Below are 20,134 nucleotides of genomic sequence, written 5' to 3'. Positions count from 1 at the left end.
AGATTTGCTTTTGAGTGTATCAAAGTATGAATAACTGATTGATATGCAATATTTTAAATTTATAATAATGCTGCTTAGTTAAAAAGGTGGTGTGATTTTGTTAGATGCTAATATTACTCAGGTTAAATTTGCAGACTGGTTGCTTTTAACAAGAAGTTGTAGCTTAGTAAGCGATGGTACGACGCAAGAGCTAACGCCACTTAACTACAAAATTCTCTGTTACTTTGTTCTGAATCCTAATCGTATCGTTTCACGAGATGAGTTCATCAGTAGTGTCTGGGAAAACCACTATGTGGATGATAACGCAATTAATAAAGCTATATCAGACTTAAGAAGGATCCTAAAATCTTCTGATAGTGCACAAATTTTAATTAAAACGCATTACAAAAAAGGTTATAGCTTTGTCGGCGATGTGGAGTTTGTTAGAGAAACAAAACTCGAAGATAAAGATAAACGTTTAAATCAGGTATTAGAAGAAAATGCGCAACAAGATCATCATATTGAACCTATTTTAACTTCATACGAACAAGAGAAGAGTTCAAGCGCGCAAATAAAGTTTTTTCAAATTTTTTCAACTCAGTTTTTTCTATCAATTCTAGCAATCTTTATATTTGTTTCTGCTGGCAGTTATTGGTTTGCAAAAGAGCCTAGCCCTATCCAATTTGAATCAAAAAAACTTTCCATTTCGGATGATAGTATTTATTTTTCTCTCAATCCTTCACCCTCAAATGAAAAATTAGCGGTAACAAAAGAAAATGTGAAAACGGGGATTGATGAAATATTTCTCATTGATTTAGAAACGCATAAAAACACCAAAATCATTTCTGAGAAACATGATAGCTATCCGATCGGTTGGGCTTCGAATAGCAATAGTATCTATTATCAAATTATCAATAATGCTATGAAATTTTGTGAGGTTTGGCGTGCTGATTTTAAGGTAAGTAATGAAGTTTCATTTAAAGAAAAGGTTTTAGACTGTAATTCACAATACATATTAAGTATGGTGACAGATGAGCAGCACAATAGAATAATTTATACAAAGTTTGGTTATCGAAATGTACCTAGTTTATCAGCTCTCGTTGCTAGAGACTTAGAAACTGGCGAAGAGTTTCAAGTCACCTCACCAAATATTGACTCTTATGGTGATAGATTCGTGTCACTTTCACCCAATAAAGAGAAAATAGTATTCGTAAGAAGGCAAACTGGGGTCAGTCAAGTACACATTGCCAACCCAGATGGAAGCATGCAAATAAAAGTACATGAATCCAATGACAGTATAAATAGAGTTGAATGGGATGAAAGTTCACAATTACTCTTATGGTACGAGGCAAGATCACGGCAATTGTCTTCTTATGATATGAATTTAGCTTCTTTGAAGAAAACAGCAGTTTCATTAAGAAACTTCAGTAATATTGTTGTGAGTAGAGATTCGTTTATTGCGACTACTAAATCTTCAGACGCTGATATTTATATTTATAACATGATTTCCAATACATTTGAGCAGATAACCGATACGAGAAATAATGAATTTTCACCTATGACTAGTGGTAACGGGTTCTATTTTTTCAGTGAGAATGAAGGTTTAAAACTGAATTCTTATTCTAATGGAGAGTTAACTGTATTGTCAGACGCTTTGGATATGGATAGTGTAGTGAGGGGGGATTTTAATAAGAGTAGCGGATTAATGGCTTTGCACCAAAGTAAACAAGTTGTTCTATTTAGACCTGAAGATAATAACGAGGTAGACAGGTTTATACTGGACAATCAAGTTGTTCACTTAGCATGGTTCAATATGACAAAGCTATTACTTATATTGGAAGGCAATCAGAGTGAACAACATATTTGGACATTAGATTTAGAGACCGAGAAGCTTCAAAAAATTATTCATAATGATGCTCGTCGAGTTTTTAAATCATCTTCTAATAAAATCATTTATCAAGATTTTTACAATAACCTTCACTTATTTGATCCTACCGAGGGTACTTCTCAACTATTACTTTCTTTGAAAGGTCATCCATATATAAATTGGCGTTATTTGGATAATTATATCTACTATTCAACGGGTAAGAACCTTATAAAATACTCTTTGGAGACACAAAAGGAGACAGTTGTCTTTAATGAATTCTCAGAAAAAGATAGTTTTATTTTTGATTTTTCGATTGTCAAAAAATCAGATTTAGAAAATATTATCCTTCAAATTCATAAGCTAACGAGTAATGAGGTTGTTTTACTTGAGCGTTCAGAATGATTACTGAAATGTGAGTTTGCTCTATCAGGTATTTGTAACTAATCGCTCATGACAATTTTCATAAACCCTCGCTATCATGTACTCAGCTTTTAAAGCTAGCTCGTGTTTGAATGCAGTTATATTTAAACATTTTAAATAAACTTAATTCTTCATTTTTATCAATAATGAGGCGAACCATGTTCTTAGCCATTAATAAGAAAAAACTTAAAGAGCTCTCTAACACCAAGCTTACGTATTCACAAACTGCTGCAATAAACGGCGGAGAATCAGTTAACTCCAACCAAAACACAATTGTTCCTTCTAGACCTACTACTGGTATTAAATGTGTTGTAGAGCCTTTACCAGGTAAAGCTGCTCCTAACACTACAGTTTGCTTTTAATTTATTGAATCAAGGAAAGGTTAGAGCAATCAAGGAAAGGTTGGAGTAATCAAGGAAAGGTTAGAGTAATCAAGGAAAGGTTAGAGTAATCAAGGAAAGGTTAGAGTAATCAAGGAAAGGTTAGAGTAATCAAGGAAAGGTTAGAGTAATCAAGGAAAGGTTAGAGTAATCAAGGAAAGGTTAGAGTAATCAAGGAAAGGTTAGAGTAATCAAGGAAAGGTTAGAGTAATCAAGGAAAGGTTAGAGTAATCAAGGAAAGGTTAGAGTAATCAAGGAAAGGTTAGAGTAATCAAGGAAAGGTTAGAGTAATCAAGGAAAGGTTAGAGTAATCAAGGAAAGGTTAGAGTAATCAAGGAAAGGTTGGAGTAATCAAGGAAAGGTTGGAGTAATCAAGGAAAGGTTGGAGTAATCAAGGAAAGGTTTGAGCAATCAAGGAAAGGTTAGAGCAATCAAGGAAAGGTTTGAGCAATCAAGGAAAGGTTAGAGTAATCAAGGAAAGGTTAGAGTAATCAAGGAAAGGTTAGAGCAATCAAGGAAAGGTTAGAGCAATCAAGGAAAGGTTAGAGCAATCAAGGAAAGGTTAGAGCAATCAAGGAAAGGTTAGAGTAATCAAGGATAGGTTTGAGCAATCAAGGAATGGTTGAAGTAATCAAGGAATGGCCACTACTCGCAACTTCGCAAGGATGGTAATCGCGATTTATTGACAAGGATTGACCAAGGAGACTATATGGCAAGGACGCATAATGTTTGCTGTTGAATTCGATTAAAGTTTGCATTGATTGAGTCATAAACATTGTTGTTCCTAACTATAATATTAATCTACAAAAGTTAGGCGCATAACCGTAACAATAAATGGTGCTAACTTTATTAATGCTAGAGTCATTAATTTTTGCCAGTCTCACAGATTGGCTTTCTTCATTTTATTTACCAATTGTTTAAATTCTAGCTATTTTTATCTTTTCATAAAACATACAATCACATCGTTTAATTTTGATTTTATTTTCAGCACTAAAATTGCATATCTGTGTCGTGTTTTCGGCTTTGTCTTGAGGTTAGTTTTGCATTATTTCACTATTTTCTGCATTTTTATCATTATTACTTTATCTGGTTGTGATAAAGAGGTTGTCTTGCAACAAGGTGTCATATCAGATCTCAATGAGCGGCAGTTACTCAATGCTCAATTTGCAAAGCAGGGTGGATTGTTAATGACATTAGATTTTGATGGGCAAGTAATTGTTTTCAATGCTAATGATTTTTTAATAGAGTTTCAGATCACTAAAAAAGAACAGTTAGAGAATACCAGACTTGCAAGACTTTCCTCAGACGGAACTATACTGATTGTTGCAAATGAAAATGAAGTTGCAATATGGTCGGTTGTTGGAAAAGCGTTAATTGGAAAAACAAGTTTCGCTGGTCTGCAAACTCTTGCCACTATATCGTCTATTGCAATTTCGAATGACAACGACAAATTAATCATAGGTATGTCTGATGGTGCCATTAATATGGCGACTATTTCAACAAGATTAAATAACCGCTTTAAACCTCACACAAGACCTGTCACCCATATTGTGTTCACAGACAATGATCACTATTGGTCAGCATCACAAGATGGTTTGTTGGCTCATCGTGTTTTTGCCTCACCTGAACCATTAACCGAGCAAGAATTTTCACATAGGATCACAACACTTGCTATGGATGAACAAAAAAAGCGTTTATTTGTTTCTGATGCATTAAAAACACAGTTAATTAAATCTGAGAAAGACCAAAATGCGCATGTACAGCTTAAATATATGGCGCGTTTTATGGTCTTTAGACAAGCTTACTTTATTAATTATGCCAACATACTAGCTACCTCATCATCTAAAAACCATTTAACATTTTGGGATACAGTAACTGGAGAAGAACTAGGGACTTGGACTAGTGAAGTACAAACTCCTTCAGCTACAATTTTGGCAATGCACAGCAACGACAGAGGGGAATTGTTGACAGTTAACTCTGATGCAATTGTTGAAAAGTGGGATCTAACTCAGTTGAATAAACTGTAATGGGAGGTTACATGATAAAACCTACAGGGGTTGTAATCACGATATTGATATTGCTTTTAGTCGGATGTGAAGAGCCTAATCAGTATGAGGTAGAGCAGTTAAACAATCATCGTTTTAGTCAAAGCCTTGTTTATAAAGCACAATTTTCTGATGACTTAGAGCAGTTATTGGTGATTGATGAAAAGAGGCTGGTCAATATATGGCAAATTAATAGCAAGCAAAAGATATTTACTTTGCCTCCTTCAAAAACACCTGAAGACTTAAGGGCTACTTTTTTCAAAAAATCTGAAAACCTTCTACTTCTTAGTGGCGCAAATCATGTAGATTTTTGGGATTTAGAACACAGTGCTCAGATTGGTACTTTGAAGGTACAAAGCGACGAGCCCCTAGCAAAAATCTCTTCAATAAATTTATCACGTTATGGTGGGATTATTGCTGTTGGCATGACAGATGGGACAGTTTTTCTTTATAACAAAGCAAGTAAATCATCGATTAAGAAAAAAATACATGAAGGTACGGTTAACCATATTTATTTCAATAACGCTGATAGTTATGTTGTAACGAGTGGCACCGATGGCAAAGTCGTTAAGTCATCAGTGAATAACCTAGAAAAACGCTATTCAAAACAATTGAATACAAGAATAAGTTCACTCATTATTGATGAGCAGAGTAACAAGCTATTTGTTTCGGATGTCTTAGACAACCAACAAATTCACAAGCTGGATAATGGAGAATTATTATCTAAACTAAGTTATACCGCTAGATTCAGATGGTTTAGAAGTGGTCAATTTTATAATGGTGCTCGAATATTGATAACGACCACTCCGAAAACCGATATATCTTTGTGGGATACGAACTCTGGAAAAGAAATATTTACATGGCATAGTGAAACTTTATCTCTGGGGAGCACAAATTTGGATATTAAAGCGTTGGATAATAAGATTGTCACTACGACAAGTGAGGGCGTTTATCAGGAGTGGGCTCTTAGGAAAAAATAATTAAACTACTAAAATTAATAATTTGGTTCTAAAATGAAATTGTAGTTTAAGGTTTCAAGGGTAAATAGGCTAAACAAGTTGAAGGACAAACATGTCAAATAGAATCGCGTTGTTTTTTTTGGTTGTTATTTCGTTTACCTCAACCGCTTTTCAGTCAAATTTATCTTATGAGCAATGTGCTCGCTTTTATAAAGAATATCAAAGTATTGCTGTGAAGATGGGCACTGCCACAGGTGTTGAGCTTCAATCTCTAGGGAATCGTTATGGCCGTTTGCAAGAGAGGCTAGAAGCATTTTGTCAACACACTGAATTCTCAGATTCTGCAAAAATCAAAACAAGTCAAGAGATTCAAACTAAACCACAAACACAACGGTTATTTTCAGATGACATGAAACAACAAGCATGGGAAGCATTTTATACTGCTCCTAGCTATTGCTTGTCTAATCCACTTAGCTCTATCAATAAATTACGCTGTAATAATGAATTAACCAGATTTAAGGAGTTGTTTGAGCAGCAGTGGCAACAAAACAAAGATATAAGTCTTACTCAGCTAAACTCCGATCAACAAAGTGGCGCTTTGGAGCTTGAACATCAAGATGCAAACTCAAAAGGGTCTGAGTTAAACAAGTCGCCTGAAATAAATGACGCAAGCACTCAAGTCAATCTCGCTAGTCAGTCAAATGAAAACTCAAAATCTCAAACCGAGCAAATTGCTACGGTTACTCACTTAGCCACAGAGCAAGAATATCATACTCCGACGACTGGGTTAGATACGCTTTTTTACTATGTTGTTGATTACCTGTATTTGCTAATTTTATTGTTACTACTCTTAATTTCTATTAAATATATTCTTCCAAGTGCGAAGAAGCTGTTTACTAGACACTTTAGTTACGTGGCGGTCAATAAGTATTTGATGAAACATTTATCAGTTGATGACTATACACTGTATAGCAAAATCAGTTTACCAATCCCGAGTGGTATGGCAGATATTGATGAGCTTGTTTTATCTCCTTACGGTATTTTTGTGATTAGTTGCCAGTCACAAACAGGCCGAATTTATGCTGATACGACATCAGAAGTTTGGTCAGAGCAAGTTGGAAAAGATAGAAACAATTTTCCAAATCCAAGCAGGCAATTACCAATGAAGCTTGCCGGTGTAAAACAACTCTTCGGCATTGAAGAGCACATTTATGGCTTGATAGTGTTTGACCAAGAAGCAGACTTCAGAACGAATATGCCAAATAATGTATTTCATACAGGTCAGTTGCTTGCCAAAATTGAGCATTATGAAGAAAAAGTGTTTACGGAAGAGCAGATTTCACATTTTGTTCTTTTATTGAGTGAATATAAACCGAGTAATCCTTTTAAAGATATTTTGAACAAAATAGGGGATAAGACTTCTCAAAATTCTGAGTGGGAAAGTTAAGATATCTAAGTTTTGTATCTATATTTTTGTGCACAACGACTGCATTTTAAGATACAATTGCGACTGTATATCATTCCTCTTTGCTCAGGTACTCGCTTCTTAAATGACTGACATCACTACTCACCAGGCTTCCAGAAGACGTCTTTTAATCGCTCTGTCTATTACCTGTACTTTCATGTTGATCCAATTGGCAGGCGCGTATTATTCAAATTCTCTAGCTGTATTAGCGGATGCAGGCCATTTGTTTGTTCATAATAGCTCTCTTTTTATTGCGCTCATTGCCTCTTCTGTCGCCGTTCACTTAGCTAAAAATTACAGTGATGGTTATAAAAAAGCGGAATTCACCGGTGGCTTAATTAATGGCATGCTTTATTTGATGATTTCTGTCGTTATTTTGTATGAAGGTAGTGAAAGATTAAGTCATCATCATGACGGAAATGGTGAAGTGGTTAATACTTATCTTATGTCTGTGATAGCTGCGTTAGGGTTTTTATTTCACGGCTTGTCTGCTTGGGTACTTTATAAAGGTCGAAAAGAAAGCATCAATGTTTATGCTGTATTTCTTCATTCATTTTTCGATTTGTTATCGACGGTCTCAACATTTATTGCAAGCATCTTGATTTACCTCACTGGTTTTCAGGTGATTGATATTATCTCTAGCATGCTAATTTCTTTGTTTGTGATGTTTACGGGTTTTAAAGTAGTGAAAACTTGCTTAAAAGGAATTTTAACCAAAGAAATGCATCTTCCCACTTCTGATCAAATAGAAGAAAAAATCTTAACGACAGATCATGTTGAAAGTGTACACAGTGTCACTATTTCACGAGTCGATGACGAGGTTGCTGTTGGTGCACATATTGTTTTGAAGCATCACTGTACAATTGATTTGCATGACCAATCCTGTCGGGAACAGGTTGAGCAAGTACTAAATAATACTTTTGGTGTATCCCAGTGCGTACTTCAAGTAGAAAGTCATAATTGCCCTGAACATTAACTTAATGAATGCTTGGCAGAGAATGATTTTTATTTTACTTTATTGATACATAGAAAAAACAAGTCTAAATTTGCTTTGAATAAAACTATTTCACCTATTTTCCTTACATTTGTGTTGGGTATTTTGGGTGGTGCTATCAATCTCTTACCTTTATGGTTCTTAGATAACTCTGAGTTTCTATTTGGGCAAGCGTTTGTGCTTGGCGCATTGGTAACGATTGGTTTTAGACATAGCTTATTGGTGCTGACAATTGTTACTGCATTTATTTTCTATCGATGGGGTCACTCTTGGCCAACAATCGTTTTTCTTCTCGAAATCATTTGGCTCAATCAGTTTGCTTTATTAAAAGGCAAAATGGTGTTTTTCCGAGGCATACTATTTTGGCTAATATGCGGATTACCTTTACTTTATTTTCTTGGCCATTTCCAATTACAACTTCCAAACTTAGTGGTCTTTACTGCGTTATCTAAATACTTGGTGAATGCGATTGTCTGCCTAGCAGTCGTTGATTTGGCCAGTCTATTTGTAAATAAAGCGAGGTGGCAGGAAATGCCACTTTACTCCATTCTCAATCGAACAGTTAATTTACTGGTTATACTTATTATTGTAACGACTTCGATTGTTTTAACAAATAACCACTACAGCAGAGTAGAGTCTGAAGTGAAGTCTAAGTTGTTAGACTCTGCAGAGAATATTAATAAACAAATCGATGACTATTTACAAAGCTACCTTAGAGCTGTACGCATAAGTGGACATAGCATATCTCAAGGTGTTGATATTAACTTAACGCTCGAGCAGTTAGTTGAAATGCATGATGGTTTTAGAACCAGTATCTATATTTCACCTGAAGCTGAAGTGTTGAATTATTACCCTCAATTATTGGGTGATAGTTTTGTAGGTGACTTTCCTAGTGTAGCAGATCGAGAGTATTTTATTGAAGCCCCCAAACACCCTGAAGGTTATATCTCAAGTGTGTTTAAAGGGCGAGGCTTTGGTGATGAGCCTATTGTAGCTTTGTCGGTGCCTGTTTATGAATATGATTCTTTAGTTGGCGTACTTGAGGCATCGCTTAAATTTGAGTCTTTTGAGCAGTTTATTCCAACGTTATTATCTCACCACGGTGAATTAGTTGTATTAGATACTAAACATCAAGTGGTTTATAGTTCTTTAGAAAATGAGTTTAGCACTTTAGATATGCTTGACTCGACAACTTACGCTTCAATAGCCAATCCACAGCAAGATATTTATACAGATAAGCAGGGCACTGTTTTTTATCAACAAGTATTTGTGTCTGATAAGTTAGGTTGGACAGTCGTTACTTTTTTAGACAGAGCGCATGTTAATATTACAACGATAAATTCTCTACTTACTCCTTTATTTCTGACGCTTATTATTATCATTATTTGTCGGTTTATTATTGGTGTGTTAACCAAGCAACTCGTAGCCCCTATTACAGCGCTGAGTTCTGCAATCAATAAATTTGATCCAAGTAAGCAAAGTGATAATGGGTACGAAAAAGGCAATGACTTTTTAGAAGTTTTGACCTTACAGCAGCAATTCATTCAATTGACGAAAAATTTAACGCTTAGTTTTACTAAGCTGGAGATGGCAAACTCTGAAAACCAAAAACTGAATGAACGCCTTACTGAGTTTAATCTAAGGTTAGAGCAGCAAGTTAACGAGAAAACCAAAAAACTGACCGAAGCTGTCGCGGATGCTAAAAATGCCAGTAAGGCTAAAAGTCAATTTTTGGCAAATATGAGCCATGAAATAAGAACGCCTTTAAATGGTATTATAGGTCTAACAGAGTTACTGATTAATGAGCGCGAAGGAAACTCAGATGATGTAAAGCAGTTAGGAATAATTCAAACATCAGCTAAAAACTTGCTTCTAATATTAAATGACATTTTAGATTATTCTAAGATTGAAGCTGGGGCTTTAAAGTTGGACATTCGTGCTATTAGCCCTGTAAAAATATTTGATGATTTATCAGCGATTCACCGCTCTTATGTGTCTCAAAAGCAAGTGAACTTCAGTTATCAGCTCAGTTCTGATTTACCAGAGTTTTTAGAATTAGATTCACTTCGAGTAACGCAAATTACTAATAACCTGTTAAGTAATGCAATTAAATTCACTGAAGAAGGTGAGGTAAGTCTGTTAGTTGAATACCGAGACAATAATTTACTCATTTCTGTAAAAGACACTGGTATAGGTATCTCTAAGCAACAGCAACAGTTGCTATTTAGTGAATTTACTCAGGCAGATGTGTCAACAACCAGAAAGTATGGTGGCACAGGCTTAGGCTTAACAATTTGTAAGCGTTTGGCTGAACGCATGGGCGGAACAATTGAGCTTGAAAGCATTGAAGGGGTTGGGAGTACTTTTGTTGTAAATATACCTGCCAATGTATCTACACCAGAAAATAATACGAAAGAATCGACGAATCTTGCAGATCTTAATGGTCAAGATGTGTTGTTAGTTGAAGACAATTTGGTAAATCAGATTGTCGCCACAAAGATGCTAGCAAAGTTTAATTGCCAAGTTTTTACTGCTGCTAATGGCGAAGAAGCACTGCAAAGATTAGCAGGCAAACCTTTCTCTTTAATCTTTATGGACTGCCAAATGCCAGTTTTAGATGGTTTTGATTGCACGATTAGAATTAGAGAACAAGTTTTAAATTATGGCACTCCTTATATCATTGCAATTACTGCAAATGCTTATAATGAAGACCGTAAGCGTTGCTTAGAAGTAGGTATGAATGATTTTGTAGCTAAACCAATTGAGTTTGAGTTACTTAATAAAGCTATCTCCAAATACATCTCAAAAGCTTGCTCATGACCTAATAGCCATCATAAAAATGATAACTCAAAGGCTGTTGGCTCTTTTCAGTGTAACTAGCAATTAAAAGCTGAAGAACGGTAGGTTATCTCCAGCTTGTTTTATTCTCAGCCTTTTCTAATAGCGCTTCAATAGATAGTGGCTTTGAGAAAAAGTAACCTTGCATATAATGGCAGCCCAAGTCAGTTAAGAATTTTAATTGAGTTTGTGTTTCAACCCCTTCTGCAATACAAAACATATTTAAATTACGTGCCAGTGAGTGGATGGTTTTTACAATCGACTTATTAGTATGCTGCTCATCCATTTTTCTCACAAAAGATTGGTCAATTTTAATAATATCAATAGGGAATTGATTTAAGTAGGTAAGTGAAGAGTAGCCTGTACCAAAGTCATCAAGCAGGAGTTTGAAGCCAGCTTCTTTTAACATATTAAGCGAAGCCTTGGCTTTATCTTTATCTTCCATTAACGAGGTTTCTGTAATTTCAAGTCTCAGTCTTGACGTTGGTAAGTGGTAAGAAGTCAGTATATTACATAAGTTCTCAGCCGTTTCAGCTCTAATGATATGGATAGGAGATAAGTTCAGCGATAGATAAAACTGGTCATTCTTATCAAACAAGGGCTTAAGCTCAAAAAGTGCTCGCTTTAGGGCTTGTTCTGTCATTAGCTCAATTAACCCAGTTTCTTCGGCAATCGGAATGAAGTCTGCTGGTGATATATTTTCGCCATCTAACTGCCACCTTAAAAGCAGTTCAACACCTATCATTTTACCACTGGATGTATTAACGATTGGTTGATAGTGGTTATAAAAAGCGCTGTCTTTGTATGCAGTTTTCAAGGCGGTTTCTAGCACCATCTTGCGGTTATACTGTTCGATCATAGAGGTTGTGAAGTATTTATAGCCATTTCGACCCAGTTGTTTAGCTTGAAACATGGCTATATCAGCATGTCGAATTAGCTCTTCTGATGATTTTGCATCAAATGGGTAAAGTGCCACGCCGATACTGGCTGAAACACTCACAGATATTCCGTCTAAATCAATCTTTTCTGGTAACACAGAAATAAGGTTTGATGTTAAAGAGGTTAAGCTTTCAGGGGTTATCACATCTTTGACTAAAACTAGAAATTCATCACCGCTTTGTCTGCCCAAAATACAGTGCTCTGGTAATAGTTCGTTTATTCTTTCAGAAATTTTTATTAATAATTTATCACCAACTTGATGTCCGTAGGCATCATTAATCGGTTTAAACTTGTCTAAATCAATAAATAATAACGCACATGTTGAGCTGCTATTTTGCGCATCAAATATCGCAAATTCAATGTGTTGCAACATTAAATTACGGTTAGGAAGATTAGTTAAACTGTCATAATTTGCTAAATATCGTAGCTCGTTTTCAGCTTTCTTTTGCTCAGTCAGATCAGACATAACAATAACATAATGCTCAATCACGCCAGCATCGTTTGCAATGGCGTTGACACTGACATGGATTGGTTTAACAATGTGATTTTTCGTTTCAACCGTTAATTCCATCTTAAAGTTTTGGTTAGCATTTAATATTTTTATTTTATTGATAAGCTGCCTAAGTTTCTTTTTGCCTAAGATCTTGGCAAATGTCATAAAAGTTAAATCATCTAAAGCATTTTTTTCATTTAAGCTAAATGCATCACAAAAACTGTGGTTAACTGAAATAGGAGTAAGCTGGGTGTCTAAAATGAGCAACCATTCATCAATTTGTGAAAATGCTTGGCCTAATATGCTTGCTTGTAAGTTAGTTGCTTTACTGTCCGTAATATTTGAATAAATACCGGATACAATGCGTGGATTACCTTCATTATCCCACTCTGTTACCTGGCCAATATCTTGAAACCATAACCATTCTCCGATTAGATTCTGTAATCGATAGGTTAAATTGATATTTGGATTTTTAGATGCTGATAAAGCCCCCCATTGTGAAGATACCTTTTGTCTATCTTCTGGATGCACCAGTTCGATAAAACGATTGAGTGGTAACTCATTTTGTTGCCCTGATTCTCTTGTTGATGTTTTATTTCTGTACTGATAAATCAACTCTTTGTTTAAATCGACCTTCCATGTGCCACTTTTAGTAGACTTTAAGGCCATCTCTGTTTGTTGCTTTGAGGTAGTCACAGCTAACAGAGCTTTTTGAATGGTTGTTTGTCTATTTTTTCCTTGCCTATATGAAAGCAGTAATAGTGTAGTCACGACAATAAAATAGACCAGCCACGATGTTGGAGAGTTTAGAAAGTAGTATTCAACCTCTATCGGAATGGTCAAACTATCTATAACGCTGTTACCGTCTAAGCTAGTTTCGCTTATGGTTAAGGTATAATTTCCAGGTGCTAGCTTTGGAAAAAATAACTTAGTTTTGTCTAAGTTTTTTAATACAACATCTTCAGCACCACTTATGCGAGCATTAAATTTGCTTATACGTTGTTGAGTAAAGTCAAAATTCGTGAACTTAATTTCTAGTCCAGCATCATCATGAGTCAACTTGAGCGGATTTTCTAATAAAAATGAGGGGCTATAATTAAGCGTTGAAGACATGAGTTTAATGTCTGTCACACTTAAAGGGGTTTTGATTATGTTACTGTAATCAATAAAGTCTTCTGTATTTAACCAAGTTAAACCTGACACTGTACCAAACACAAAGGTTTGATTATTTAGTTTTAAACTGGCGCCTGCATTAAACTCATTATTTGGTAAGCCGTTTTTAATCGTGTATTTCTCGAGAAATCCAGTGTTTAACTCGTAGCGAAATAATCCTGATTGAGCCGTAAACCAAAGAAAGCCATAAGGATCAGACATTACTTCATACAAAGCTTGTTTATCTAAGCCATAGTCTTCGTTCAGCGATTTAATGACTTTAAAAGTGGCTAAGTCTAATTCAATTAAGCCATGGTGAGATGAAGTTAACCAAAGACTTTCGTTTACAATCTCCCAGTCATCAATAACTTGGAAAACTTTGTCGTTTGCATTGTCAAATTCAAAAATTGGCGTTAAGACCTTCGAGTCGACTGAATATGCATATAAGCCTTTAATTGTGCTTATAATTATATCCTCAGGCCTAGTAGGAAGGGGAGCAAGGAAGCGGTAAGCAGACGAAATTGGTAACAGTTCAGCCAAGCCTTCTACGGTTACTACAGTTTGGTTTGACGTATCGTATATGTAGTAATCGCTTTCAGTTAAAAAAGCAATTTGTTTACTATTAATGCGTTTCGAGGAGCTATTTAAAGAATCAAACGGTGCTTCTACGCTGCTTTTTACAACCGATGGGTTTGTTACTGTTTTAGTTTCTAGATCTAGTAATTTTAATCCTTGAAATGTATCCAAATAAACAAGCTGAGAATCTATGTCAGTTTGAAAAATCTCGTATACCGCATTAGCGCCATACACATCCTTTTTATTTAGAGACTGGAAATAAAAGTTTGGCTCAGAAGGCTCACTTAAAGACGATATATGCACAACACCATTGTCGGTACCATATAAAATCGAACCGTCAGAAAGCTGATAAATAGACCATACGTTATTGTTTATAAACTCAGAGCCTGTTTGGCTGACTGTGTTAAACATTAATGAAGATAAGGGCCAATAATATGTCCCGTTATGCGTTGCCATCCAAAGTACATTATTGGCGTCTAGCTCAAGCGCCAGAATGTTTGGTTGATTAAGCTTAAATTCCGTTTTATCTAGGGATAGCGCTTTTGTCAGGTCTTTTGTCTTTCGATTAAATTTATACAGGCCAAACTCTGTAGCGATAAATTCACCTGAGGGGGTTAATTCATGATCCCAGATATTCAACGACGCGATCAGGTTTGTAGTTTGTTCATAATCAAAACCCACATCAAGTATTGGTGTGGCATATAAGCCCTCTACTGTGCCAATAAGTAAGCCAAGTTCTTCATCTAGCTTCAATAACTTTACATTCTGATTGAGCTCATTGGCTTCTTGTTCTTTTAAAAAAGTATGCTTAGTTAAAACTTCTGCATCGGCAGATAGAGAATAAAGGCCATCAGTGGCGCCTACTAATAGGTGTTTGCCATGATACAAGAAAGTTCTAATGGATTGCCCTGTTTCAACGGAGCCTATGAGCTGAGACTCATAGCTGACAAGGCTAATTCTATATACATGATTATTAATTGCAGCGTATAAATTTTTATCAACCTTGAGTATGGCATTAATTGGAGAAGTAAAGCTCTGGCTATCAGACAACCTACCGGAGTAAATTTTTTTCTTTTCTAAAGTATGAACATTTATCAGGTAGCTGCCGTCAAAGCTGGTAGACACGAACAAAAAAGTGTCATCTACCATATTGATATGAAAGATTTGTTCGTGGAGAAAGTTTTTTATTTGTTTCGGTAGGGATACATCAATACCATCATATCGGTTTAAGCCTTGCTCAGTGGCAATCCAAATATAGCCAAGAGGGTCTTGAATTATATTATTTACATTTGCTTGAGAGAGGCCTTCTTCTGTAGATAGGCGATAGATTTGCTGATTTGAAAACGTATTAAAACTTATAAAAAATAAGGAAATGATAAAAAAAAAGTAAGGCTTCAAATGCATTAAACTCTACCAAGCAAAAATTCATAATTATCAAATTATGAATTTTGTCGAAAACAATAGTTAACATTATGGTCATAAATTTAGCATAGTCATCTAAGCAGAGCTAGATTAATACACTTTTACATCATTAACTGCTTATATATGCACCACATTCTAGAGCAATAGTTGCAACAATAAAAATAATTCTTATTAAATACTCAGTTTGTTATTGATAATGGTTTTTGTTTAGAATAAAATTCACCTAGTTTTTAAAGTAAAGAGTAACTCTAATGTATATTTGTATTTGCCACGGTGTGACTGATTCAAAAATTGAACAGGCGATTGAGTCTGGTTCTACAAGTATGCGTGATTTGAGTAAAGAGCTTGGTGTTGGTACACAATGTGGCAAGTGTATAAATTGCACAAAGAAAATTCTTAACCAGAAGCTGATTGAAATTGTCGATATAACAGAACAAGTTGCCTAATTAGCCTTAGCGTAATTACTTTGTTGGCATCAGAGACAGATTCTTTCAGTGTCTTACATACCATAGAAACTTATCCCTCGTAGTATTCAAGCCGAGTTTTATGTAGACTCTCATCCACATTTATTTTCAGTGTTCTATTATGGCTCAGCTTTATTTCTATTACTCGGCGATGAATGCCGGAAAATCAACAACACTTTTACAGTCTGCCTTTAACTACAGAGAAAGAGGTATGACACCACTCATTCTTACCGCTGCCATAGACAATAGGGCTGGAGTAGGGAAAGTGGCTTCTAGAATTGGCCTCGAAGCAGATGCACATATCTATGACAGAGAAACAGATGTGTTTAGTTTAGTTGAGCGGTTAAACGATGAAAATAAGCTAGATTGCTTGTTGGTAGATGAATGCCAATTCTTGAGCAAAGCCCAGGTTAATGCCTTAACAGATGTTGTTGATAAGTTGAATATACCCGTATTGTGTTATGGATTACGCACTGACTTTAAAGGTGAGTTATTTGAAGGAGCTCAGTACTTATTGGCTTGGGCTGACAAATTAGTTGAGCTTAAAACCATATGCTATTGTGGTAGAAAAGCAAACCGTGTTTTACGAACGGATGAGCATGGCAATGCAATTCATGACGGTAATCAGGTTGAAATTGGCGGCAACGATAGATATGTTTCAGTTTGCCGCACCCATTATAAAGAAGCCTTGTCTCTTTTATAAATATATCTTTATTTAGTATTGTAGATTGCTTGTCGCTCGGAGTGAGTTTGAAAGCTCCAAGCGATGAACCGGCTTGTTTTTTGACCTTGCGTCATTTTGATTACCTTTATTTCAGCAACACCAATTTTCTTGAGCGCTAGCTTTAAACTATTTAGTGAGTCTTTTTTAGATACCAAAGAAGTAAACCACGCACATTGCTTGGCATAATGCTTACTCTCCTTAATCATTTTTTTGATGAACAACACCTCACCACCTTTACACCAAAGCTCAGCTGAATGGCCGCCGAAGTTAAGTGTATTTTTTGGCTTTTTACCTAACTTTTGCCATTTGCTCTGTGTTGCTTTATTTGCTGAATGCTCACTGTCATGGAACGGGGGGTTACATAACGACAAGTGTAATGTTTGATCTTTTTCTATCACACCATGAAAATATTTTTCTTTGTCTTTTTGTAAAACGAGTTTGGTATTTAAAGCATTTTCGATGCGAATTTTATCGGCGTTTTGTAATGCTTTCGGGTTTATATCTGATGCTGTGAATGACCATTTATAAACTCTTTCCCCAAGAATGGGGTAGATCAGGTTTGCACCTGTGCCGATATCTAGTGCCCTAACATTGTTCACTATCTTATTATGGTTATCGCTTTTAAGTAGATCTGCCAACGCGTGAATATAATCAGCCCTGCCTGGAACTGGCGGACATAAAAACTCTTCGGATATATCCCAATAACTGAGTTTGTAATGATGTTTAAGTAGCGCTTGATTTAAGCATTTGACAGCATTCGCATTACTAAAGTCTATGCTCTTTTTGCCTGCCGGTGTTCTAATAAGGAATTTTTTCAATGAAGGCGTTACATTGATGAGCTTATCGAAGTCATAGCCTTGTTTGTGCGCGTTTCTTGGGTGCATATAATTACTTTTATTGAATTTAAGCATGGATTATACCGAGTTCTTGAAATAGCTTAAATAGTGTTGAAATGACAATTGCTATCAAATACAGTAACTGGTACGACGAGTTAAAAAGACTTAAATCATGATCACGCAAAATTCACACTTTATTCCCTTTGAAAATGAGCAAGTTCTTCATCTGAGACACATTTATAATCCTGAAAATAAAGGGGATGCTGTTTTCTTCCTGCATGGAGCTGTCGAAAATGGCAAGATTTTCTACACAGAGTCAAATAAGGGCTTAGCGCCGTTTTTAGCTGCGCAAGGTTATCAATGTTTTGTTGCTGATTTACGTGGTCGTGGACAAAGTTTGCCTAAAATATCTTCTTCCTCTCAATATGGCCAAACAGAAGCCATCCTTGAAGATATTCCCACTATGCTCAAATTTGTTAAAGCTCTAACAGGTCACTTTCCGAAGTTTTGGGTTGCACACTCTTGGGGGGGAGTTTTACTTAATAGCTTTTTAGCGCGTTACCCTGAGCATAAAGAGTATGTTTCAGCATGTGGCTACTTTGGAACAAAAAGAAGTTTATTTAACAACCATCCAAGCAAGCTCTTACAAGCCAATTTGATTTGGTACACATTGGCGCCGCTATTGAGTAAACGCAAAGGTTATTTAGATGCGCGCAAATTGAAATGGGGCAGTGATAACGAGACTGTTAAGTCACATTATCAAAGCATGCAGTGGGCGAAAAAGAAGCCTTGGATAGACAGTGATGATGGTTTTGATTACGCAAGTGCAATAGAAAATATAGCGTTACCGCCTATTTTACATATCGCAGGTACAAAGGATAAAGCCCTTGCACAGCCAATTGATATTCAGGCTTTTATAGAAGAGTCAGGAAAAGGCATACAAGACTTGAGAATATATGGAAAAAAATATGGTCATAAAATTGATTATGACCATATTAATATGCTGACTAGTCCGCATGCTCACAGCGATCAGTTTAAGGAGTTGTTAGATTGGTTTGCTCAGCATCGAGCATAGCCATCATTTGTTTTTCATAAACCTGCCAGTTTGATCTTGGGCCTTGATCTAAAGGCCTTCTAACCTGAGCTTTGTTAAGAGTCGATACTGGACGCTTAGATTTATAAAACTCCAAGCATTCAGGCTCAAATCTTTGATACAAGAAATTGAGTAATTTATTCAGCTCTTTTGGGGTCTCATCTAATAAATCTTCATAACTGAGAGTATAAATGTTTCTAGGTAGGTAATGTTTAAAATGTGCCATCATTTCTTCTTGAAAATCAGCATACTGCTTATATTCAGTTAATGAGCAAAAATAGGGTTCGTTTTCAGCGAAGTGATTACTATAAACAGACCAAGCATTGGCATTAAACGAGCGGGTAATATGGATGATACGAGCATCAGGAAATATTTTTTGAATTAGTCCTATGTTTTGAAAATTGGCTGGTAATTTATTAATGACAACTTCTTCACCAACACGATGCTTCTTAATTTCATCTACATACAAGTTGCGGCAATGGTCAAGCATAGATGTGGTTAATGTATGAAGGCATTGTGGAAAAGGTGCTTCATTACGCATCTGTAAGTAAGGTACAATTTTGTCGCTGATGACTGTGCTTTCTCCCATGCTGCCTATGCTACTATGCTGAACGAGCATTTGTTCTAGCAATGTAGCACCGGTTCTTGGTAGTCCAACTATAAAAGTAGGGGTGAATGTTGCCTTCACTTTATCATTGGGTTGGCTAAAGAATGCTTCTGAACACTGTTCTTTTAGTTCGTCAAAGAAAGGCCTCATATCGGCAGTTTTAAACTCACATAGACTGAGCTGCAGTTCGTTAGCAAGTCCAAAATAATCAAATGCTTGAGTGTGATCTTGTAATCTGTGATTACATCTTGCTAATGAATAATAAACAACGATTTTTAAGCGCTTGTTATCGTATTCAGTTAACAATGAATGGAGTTTCTTAATATGCGCTTCTAATTTATTTGTTGATGAAATCTGAGAGAGTTCATGTAACATGAAGGCAGTAACCGCACTAGGTGGGCATGCCAAGCCTGCTTCAAATGTACGTTCTGCATTTTCAATAAAACCGTGGTCTAAATAGAATAACCCTAATTGATAATGTGCTTGTGCATTATGTTTAGCAACGCTTAAGGTGTATTCGAGAACAGTTTTAGCATCAACAGAAGATCCAACAGCCATAAATGCATCAGCGAGCGCAAACAGGGGATCGAGCATTTTAGGCAGGTGCTCACAGGAACGTTTTAAATAATAAATGGCGCTGTCGTAATCTTCTAAACGCATACAAATTCGGCCAAGACCAAATAATGCAGGACCAATTTTATTATTTTCCTTTAATACTGCTTTAAACATAAACTCAGCTTCTCTGAGTTTCCCTTGTTCTAATAATTCGTTGGCTCTTTTAAGTAATAGCATTGCTGTTTTAAGTTATTGCTTTGCACTAATCATAAAAATAAAAAGGCGAAATAGCTAATGCCATTTCGCCTTTTGCTGCTGGGTTACAG

13 protein-coding genes are annotated in these 20,134 nt (G+C 35.9%); 9 read left to right on the top strand and 4 right to left on the bottom strand.

Going from position 1 to position 20,134, the window contains the following annotated elements; genetic code table 11:
• The first annotated feature begins 97 nt into the window (after nt 1-97).
• Nucleotides 98-2,248, top strand: coding sequence for a winged helix-turn-helix domain-containing protein (locus ACXAC4_RS24685; protein WP_475166910.1), 2,151 nt, complete (start codon nt 98-100; stop codon nt 2,246-2,248).
• 82 nt (nt 2,249-2,330) lie between these two features.
• Here the strand turns inward: ACXAC4_RS24685 and ACXAC4_RS24680 are convergent, their stop codons facing one another.
• Nucleotides 2,331-2,612, bottom strand: coding sequence for a hypothetical protein (locus ACXAC4_RS24680; protein ID WP_475166907.1), 282 nt, complete (start codon nt 2,610-2,612; stop codon nt 2,331-2,333).
• A gap of 1,143 nt (nt 2,613-3,755) precedes the next feature.
• On the opposite strand from ACXAC4_RS24680, the gene ACXAC4_RS24675 reads away from it, so the two are divergent.
• The 5 genes from ACXAC4_RS24675 to ACXAC4_RS24655 all read left to right on the top strand — a co-directional run bounded on the left by ACXAC4_RS24675 (nt 3,756) and on the right by ACXAC4_RS24655 (nt 10,929).
• Nucleotides 3,756-4,673, top strand: a complete 918-nt coding sequence (locus ACXAC4_RS24675; protein WP_475166904.1) for a WD40 repeat domain-containing protein — start codon at nt 3,756-3,758, stop codon at nt 4,671-4,673.
• A gap of 11 nt (nt 4,674-4,684) precedes the next feature.
• Nucleotides 4,685-5,671, top strand: a complete 987-nt coding sequence (locus ACXAC4_RS24670) for a WD40 repeat domain-containing protein (protein ID WP_475166901.1) — start codon at nt 4,685-4,687, stop codon at nt 5,669-5,671.
• Between the two features lie 91 nt (nt 5,672-5,762).
• A complete protein-coding gene (locus ACXAC4_RS24665) occupies nt 5,763-7,097 on the top strand; it encodes a nuclease-related domain-containing protein (RefSeq protein WP_475166899.1) in 1,335 nt (444 codons plus the stop codon).
• A gap of 103 nt (nt 7,098-7,200) precedes the next feature.
• Nucleotides 7,201-8,091: a cation diffusion facilitator family transporter gene (locus ACXAC4_RS24660; protein ID WP_475166893.1), complete on the top strand. Its 891-nt coding sequence runs from the start codon at nt 7,201-7,203 to the stop codon at nt 8,089-8,091.
• 75 nt (nt 8,092-8,166) lie between these two features.
• The gene (locus tag ACXAC4_RS24655; protein ID WP_475166891.1) at nt 8,167-10,929 is read left to right on the top strand and encodes a hybrid sensor histidine kinase/response regulator; all 2,763 of its coding nucleotides are present in this window, start codon (nt 8,167-8,169) and stop codon (nt 10,927-10,929) included.
• An 85-nt stretch (nt 10,930-11,014) separates the two neighbouring features.
• Here the strand turns inward: ACXAC4_RS24655 and ACXAC4_RS24650 are convergent, their stop codons facing one another.
• Nucleotides 11,015-15,511, bottom strand: a complete 4,497-nt coding sequence (locus ACXAC4_RS24650; protein ID WP_475166886.1) for an EAL domain-containing protein — start codon at nt 15,509-15,511, stop codon at nt 11,015-11,017.
• A 269-nt stretch (nt 15,512-15,780) separates the two neighbouring features.
• Between ACXAC4_RS24650 and ACXAC4_RS24645 the strand changes: the two genes are divergently transcribed.
• Nucleotides 15,781-15,975 (top strand): bacterioferritin-associated ferredoxin, encoded by a 195-nt coding sequence (locus ACXAC4_RS24645; protein ID WP_475166881.1) that lies wholly within the window; start codon nt 15,781-15,783, stop codon nt 15,973-15,975.
• Nucleotides 15,976-16,114: 139 nt separating this feature from the next.
• Nucleotides 16,115-16,696: a thymidine kinase gene (locus ACXAC4_RS24640; RefSeq protein WP_138479602.1), complete on the top strand. Its 582-nt coding sequence runs from the start codon at nt 16,115-16,117 to the stop codon at nt 16,694-16,696.
• 8 nt (nt 16,697-16,704) lie between these two features.
• On the opposite strand, the gene rlmF is transcribed toward ACXAC4_RS24640, so the two are convergent.
• Complete coding sequence (gene rlmF, locus ACXAC4_RS24635; RefSeq protein ID WP_475166878.1) at nt 16,705-17,628, bottom strand: 23S rRNA (adenine(1618)-N(6))-methyltransferase RlmF; 924 nt, start codon at nt 17,626-17,628, stop codon at nt 16,705-16,707.
• Nucleotides 17,629-17,722: 94 nt separating this feature from the next.
• Here rlmF and ACXAC4_RS24630 point away from each other — a divergent pair, with 94 nt between their 5' ends.
• The gene (locus ACXAC4_RS24630) at nt 17,723-18,628 is read left to right on the top strand and encodes an alpha/beta fold hydrolase (RefSeq protein ID WP_475167743.1); all 906 of its coding nucleotides are present in this window, start codon (nt 17,723-17,725) and stop codon (nt 18,626-18,628) included.
• Here the strand turns inward: ACXAC4_RS24630 and ACXAC4_RS24625 are convergent.
• Nucleotides 18,588-20,045, bottom strand: a complete 1,458-nt coding sequence (locus ACXAC4_RS24625) for a tetratricopeptide repeat-containing sulfotransferase family protein (protein ID WP_475166876.1) — start codon at nt 20,043-20,045, stop codon at nt 18,588-18,590. The genes ACXAC4_RS24630 and ACXAC4_RS24625 overlap by 41 nt on opposite strands.
• Nucleotides 20,046-20,134 lie beyond the last annotated feature (89 nt).

The sequence above is a fragment of the Pseudoalteromonas sp. AWM4_233 genome (assembly GCF_056158285.1).
This window is presented reverse-complemented; position numbering and strand designations above follow the sequence as displayed.

Excerpts from the sequence above, each read along its gene's own strand:
- ACXAC4_RS24670 (WP_475166901.1), top strand. The coding sequence starts at position 4,685 with ATGATAAAACCTACAGGGGTTGTAATCACGATATTGATATTGCTTTTA.
- rlmF (WP_475166878.1), bottom strand. The coding sequence starts at position 17,628 with ATGCTTAAATTCAATAAAAGTAATTATATGCACCCAAGAAACGCGCAC.
- ACXAC4_RS24665 (WP_475166899.1), top strand. The coding sequence starts at position 5,763 with ATGTCAAATAGAATCGCGTTGTTTTTTTTGGTTGTTATTTCGTTTACC.
- ACXAC4_RS24640 (WP_138479602.1), top strand. The coding sequence starts at position 16,115 with ATGGCTCAGCTTTATTTCTATTACTCGGCGATGAATGCCGGAAAATCA.
- ACXAC4_RS24625 (WP_475166876.1), bottom strand. The coding sequence starts at position 20,045 with ATGCTATTACTTAAAAGAGCCAACGAATTATTAGAACAAGGGAAACTC.
- ACXAC4_RS24660 (WP_475166893.1), top strand. The coding sequence starts at position 7,201 with ATGACTGACATCACTACTCACCAGGCTTCCAGAAGACGTCTTTTAATC.
- ACXAC4_RS24650 (WP_475166886.1), bottom strand. The coding sequence starts at position 15,511 with ATGCATTTGAAGCCTTACTTTTTTTTTATCATTTCCTTATTTTTTATA.
- ACXAC4_RS24645 (WP_475166881.1), top strand. The coding sequence starts at position 15,781 with ATGTATATTTGTATTTGCCACGGTGTGACTGATTCAAAAATTGAACAG.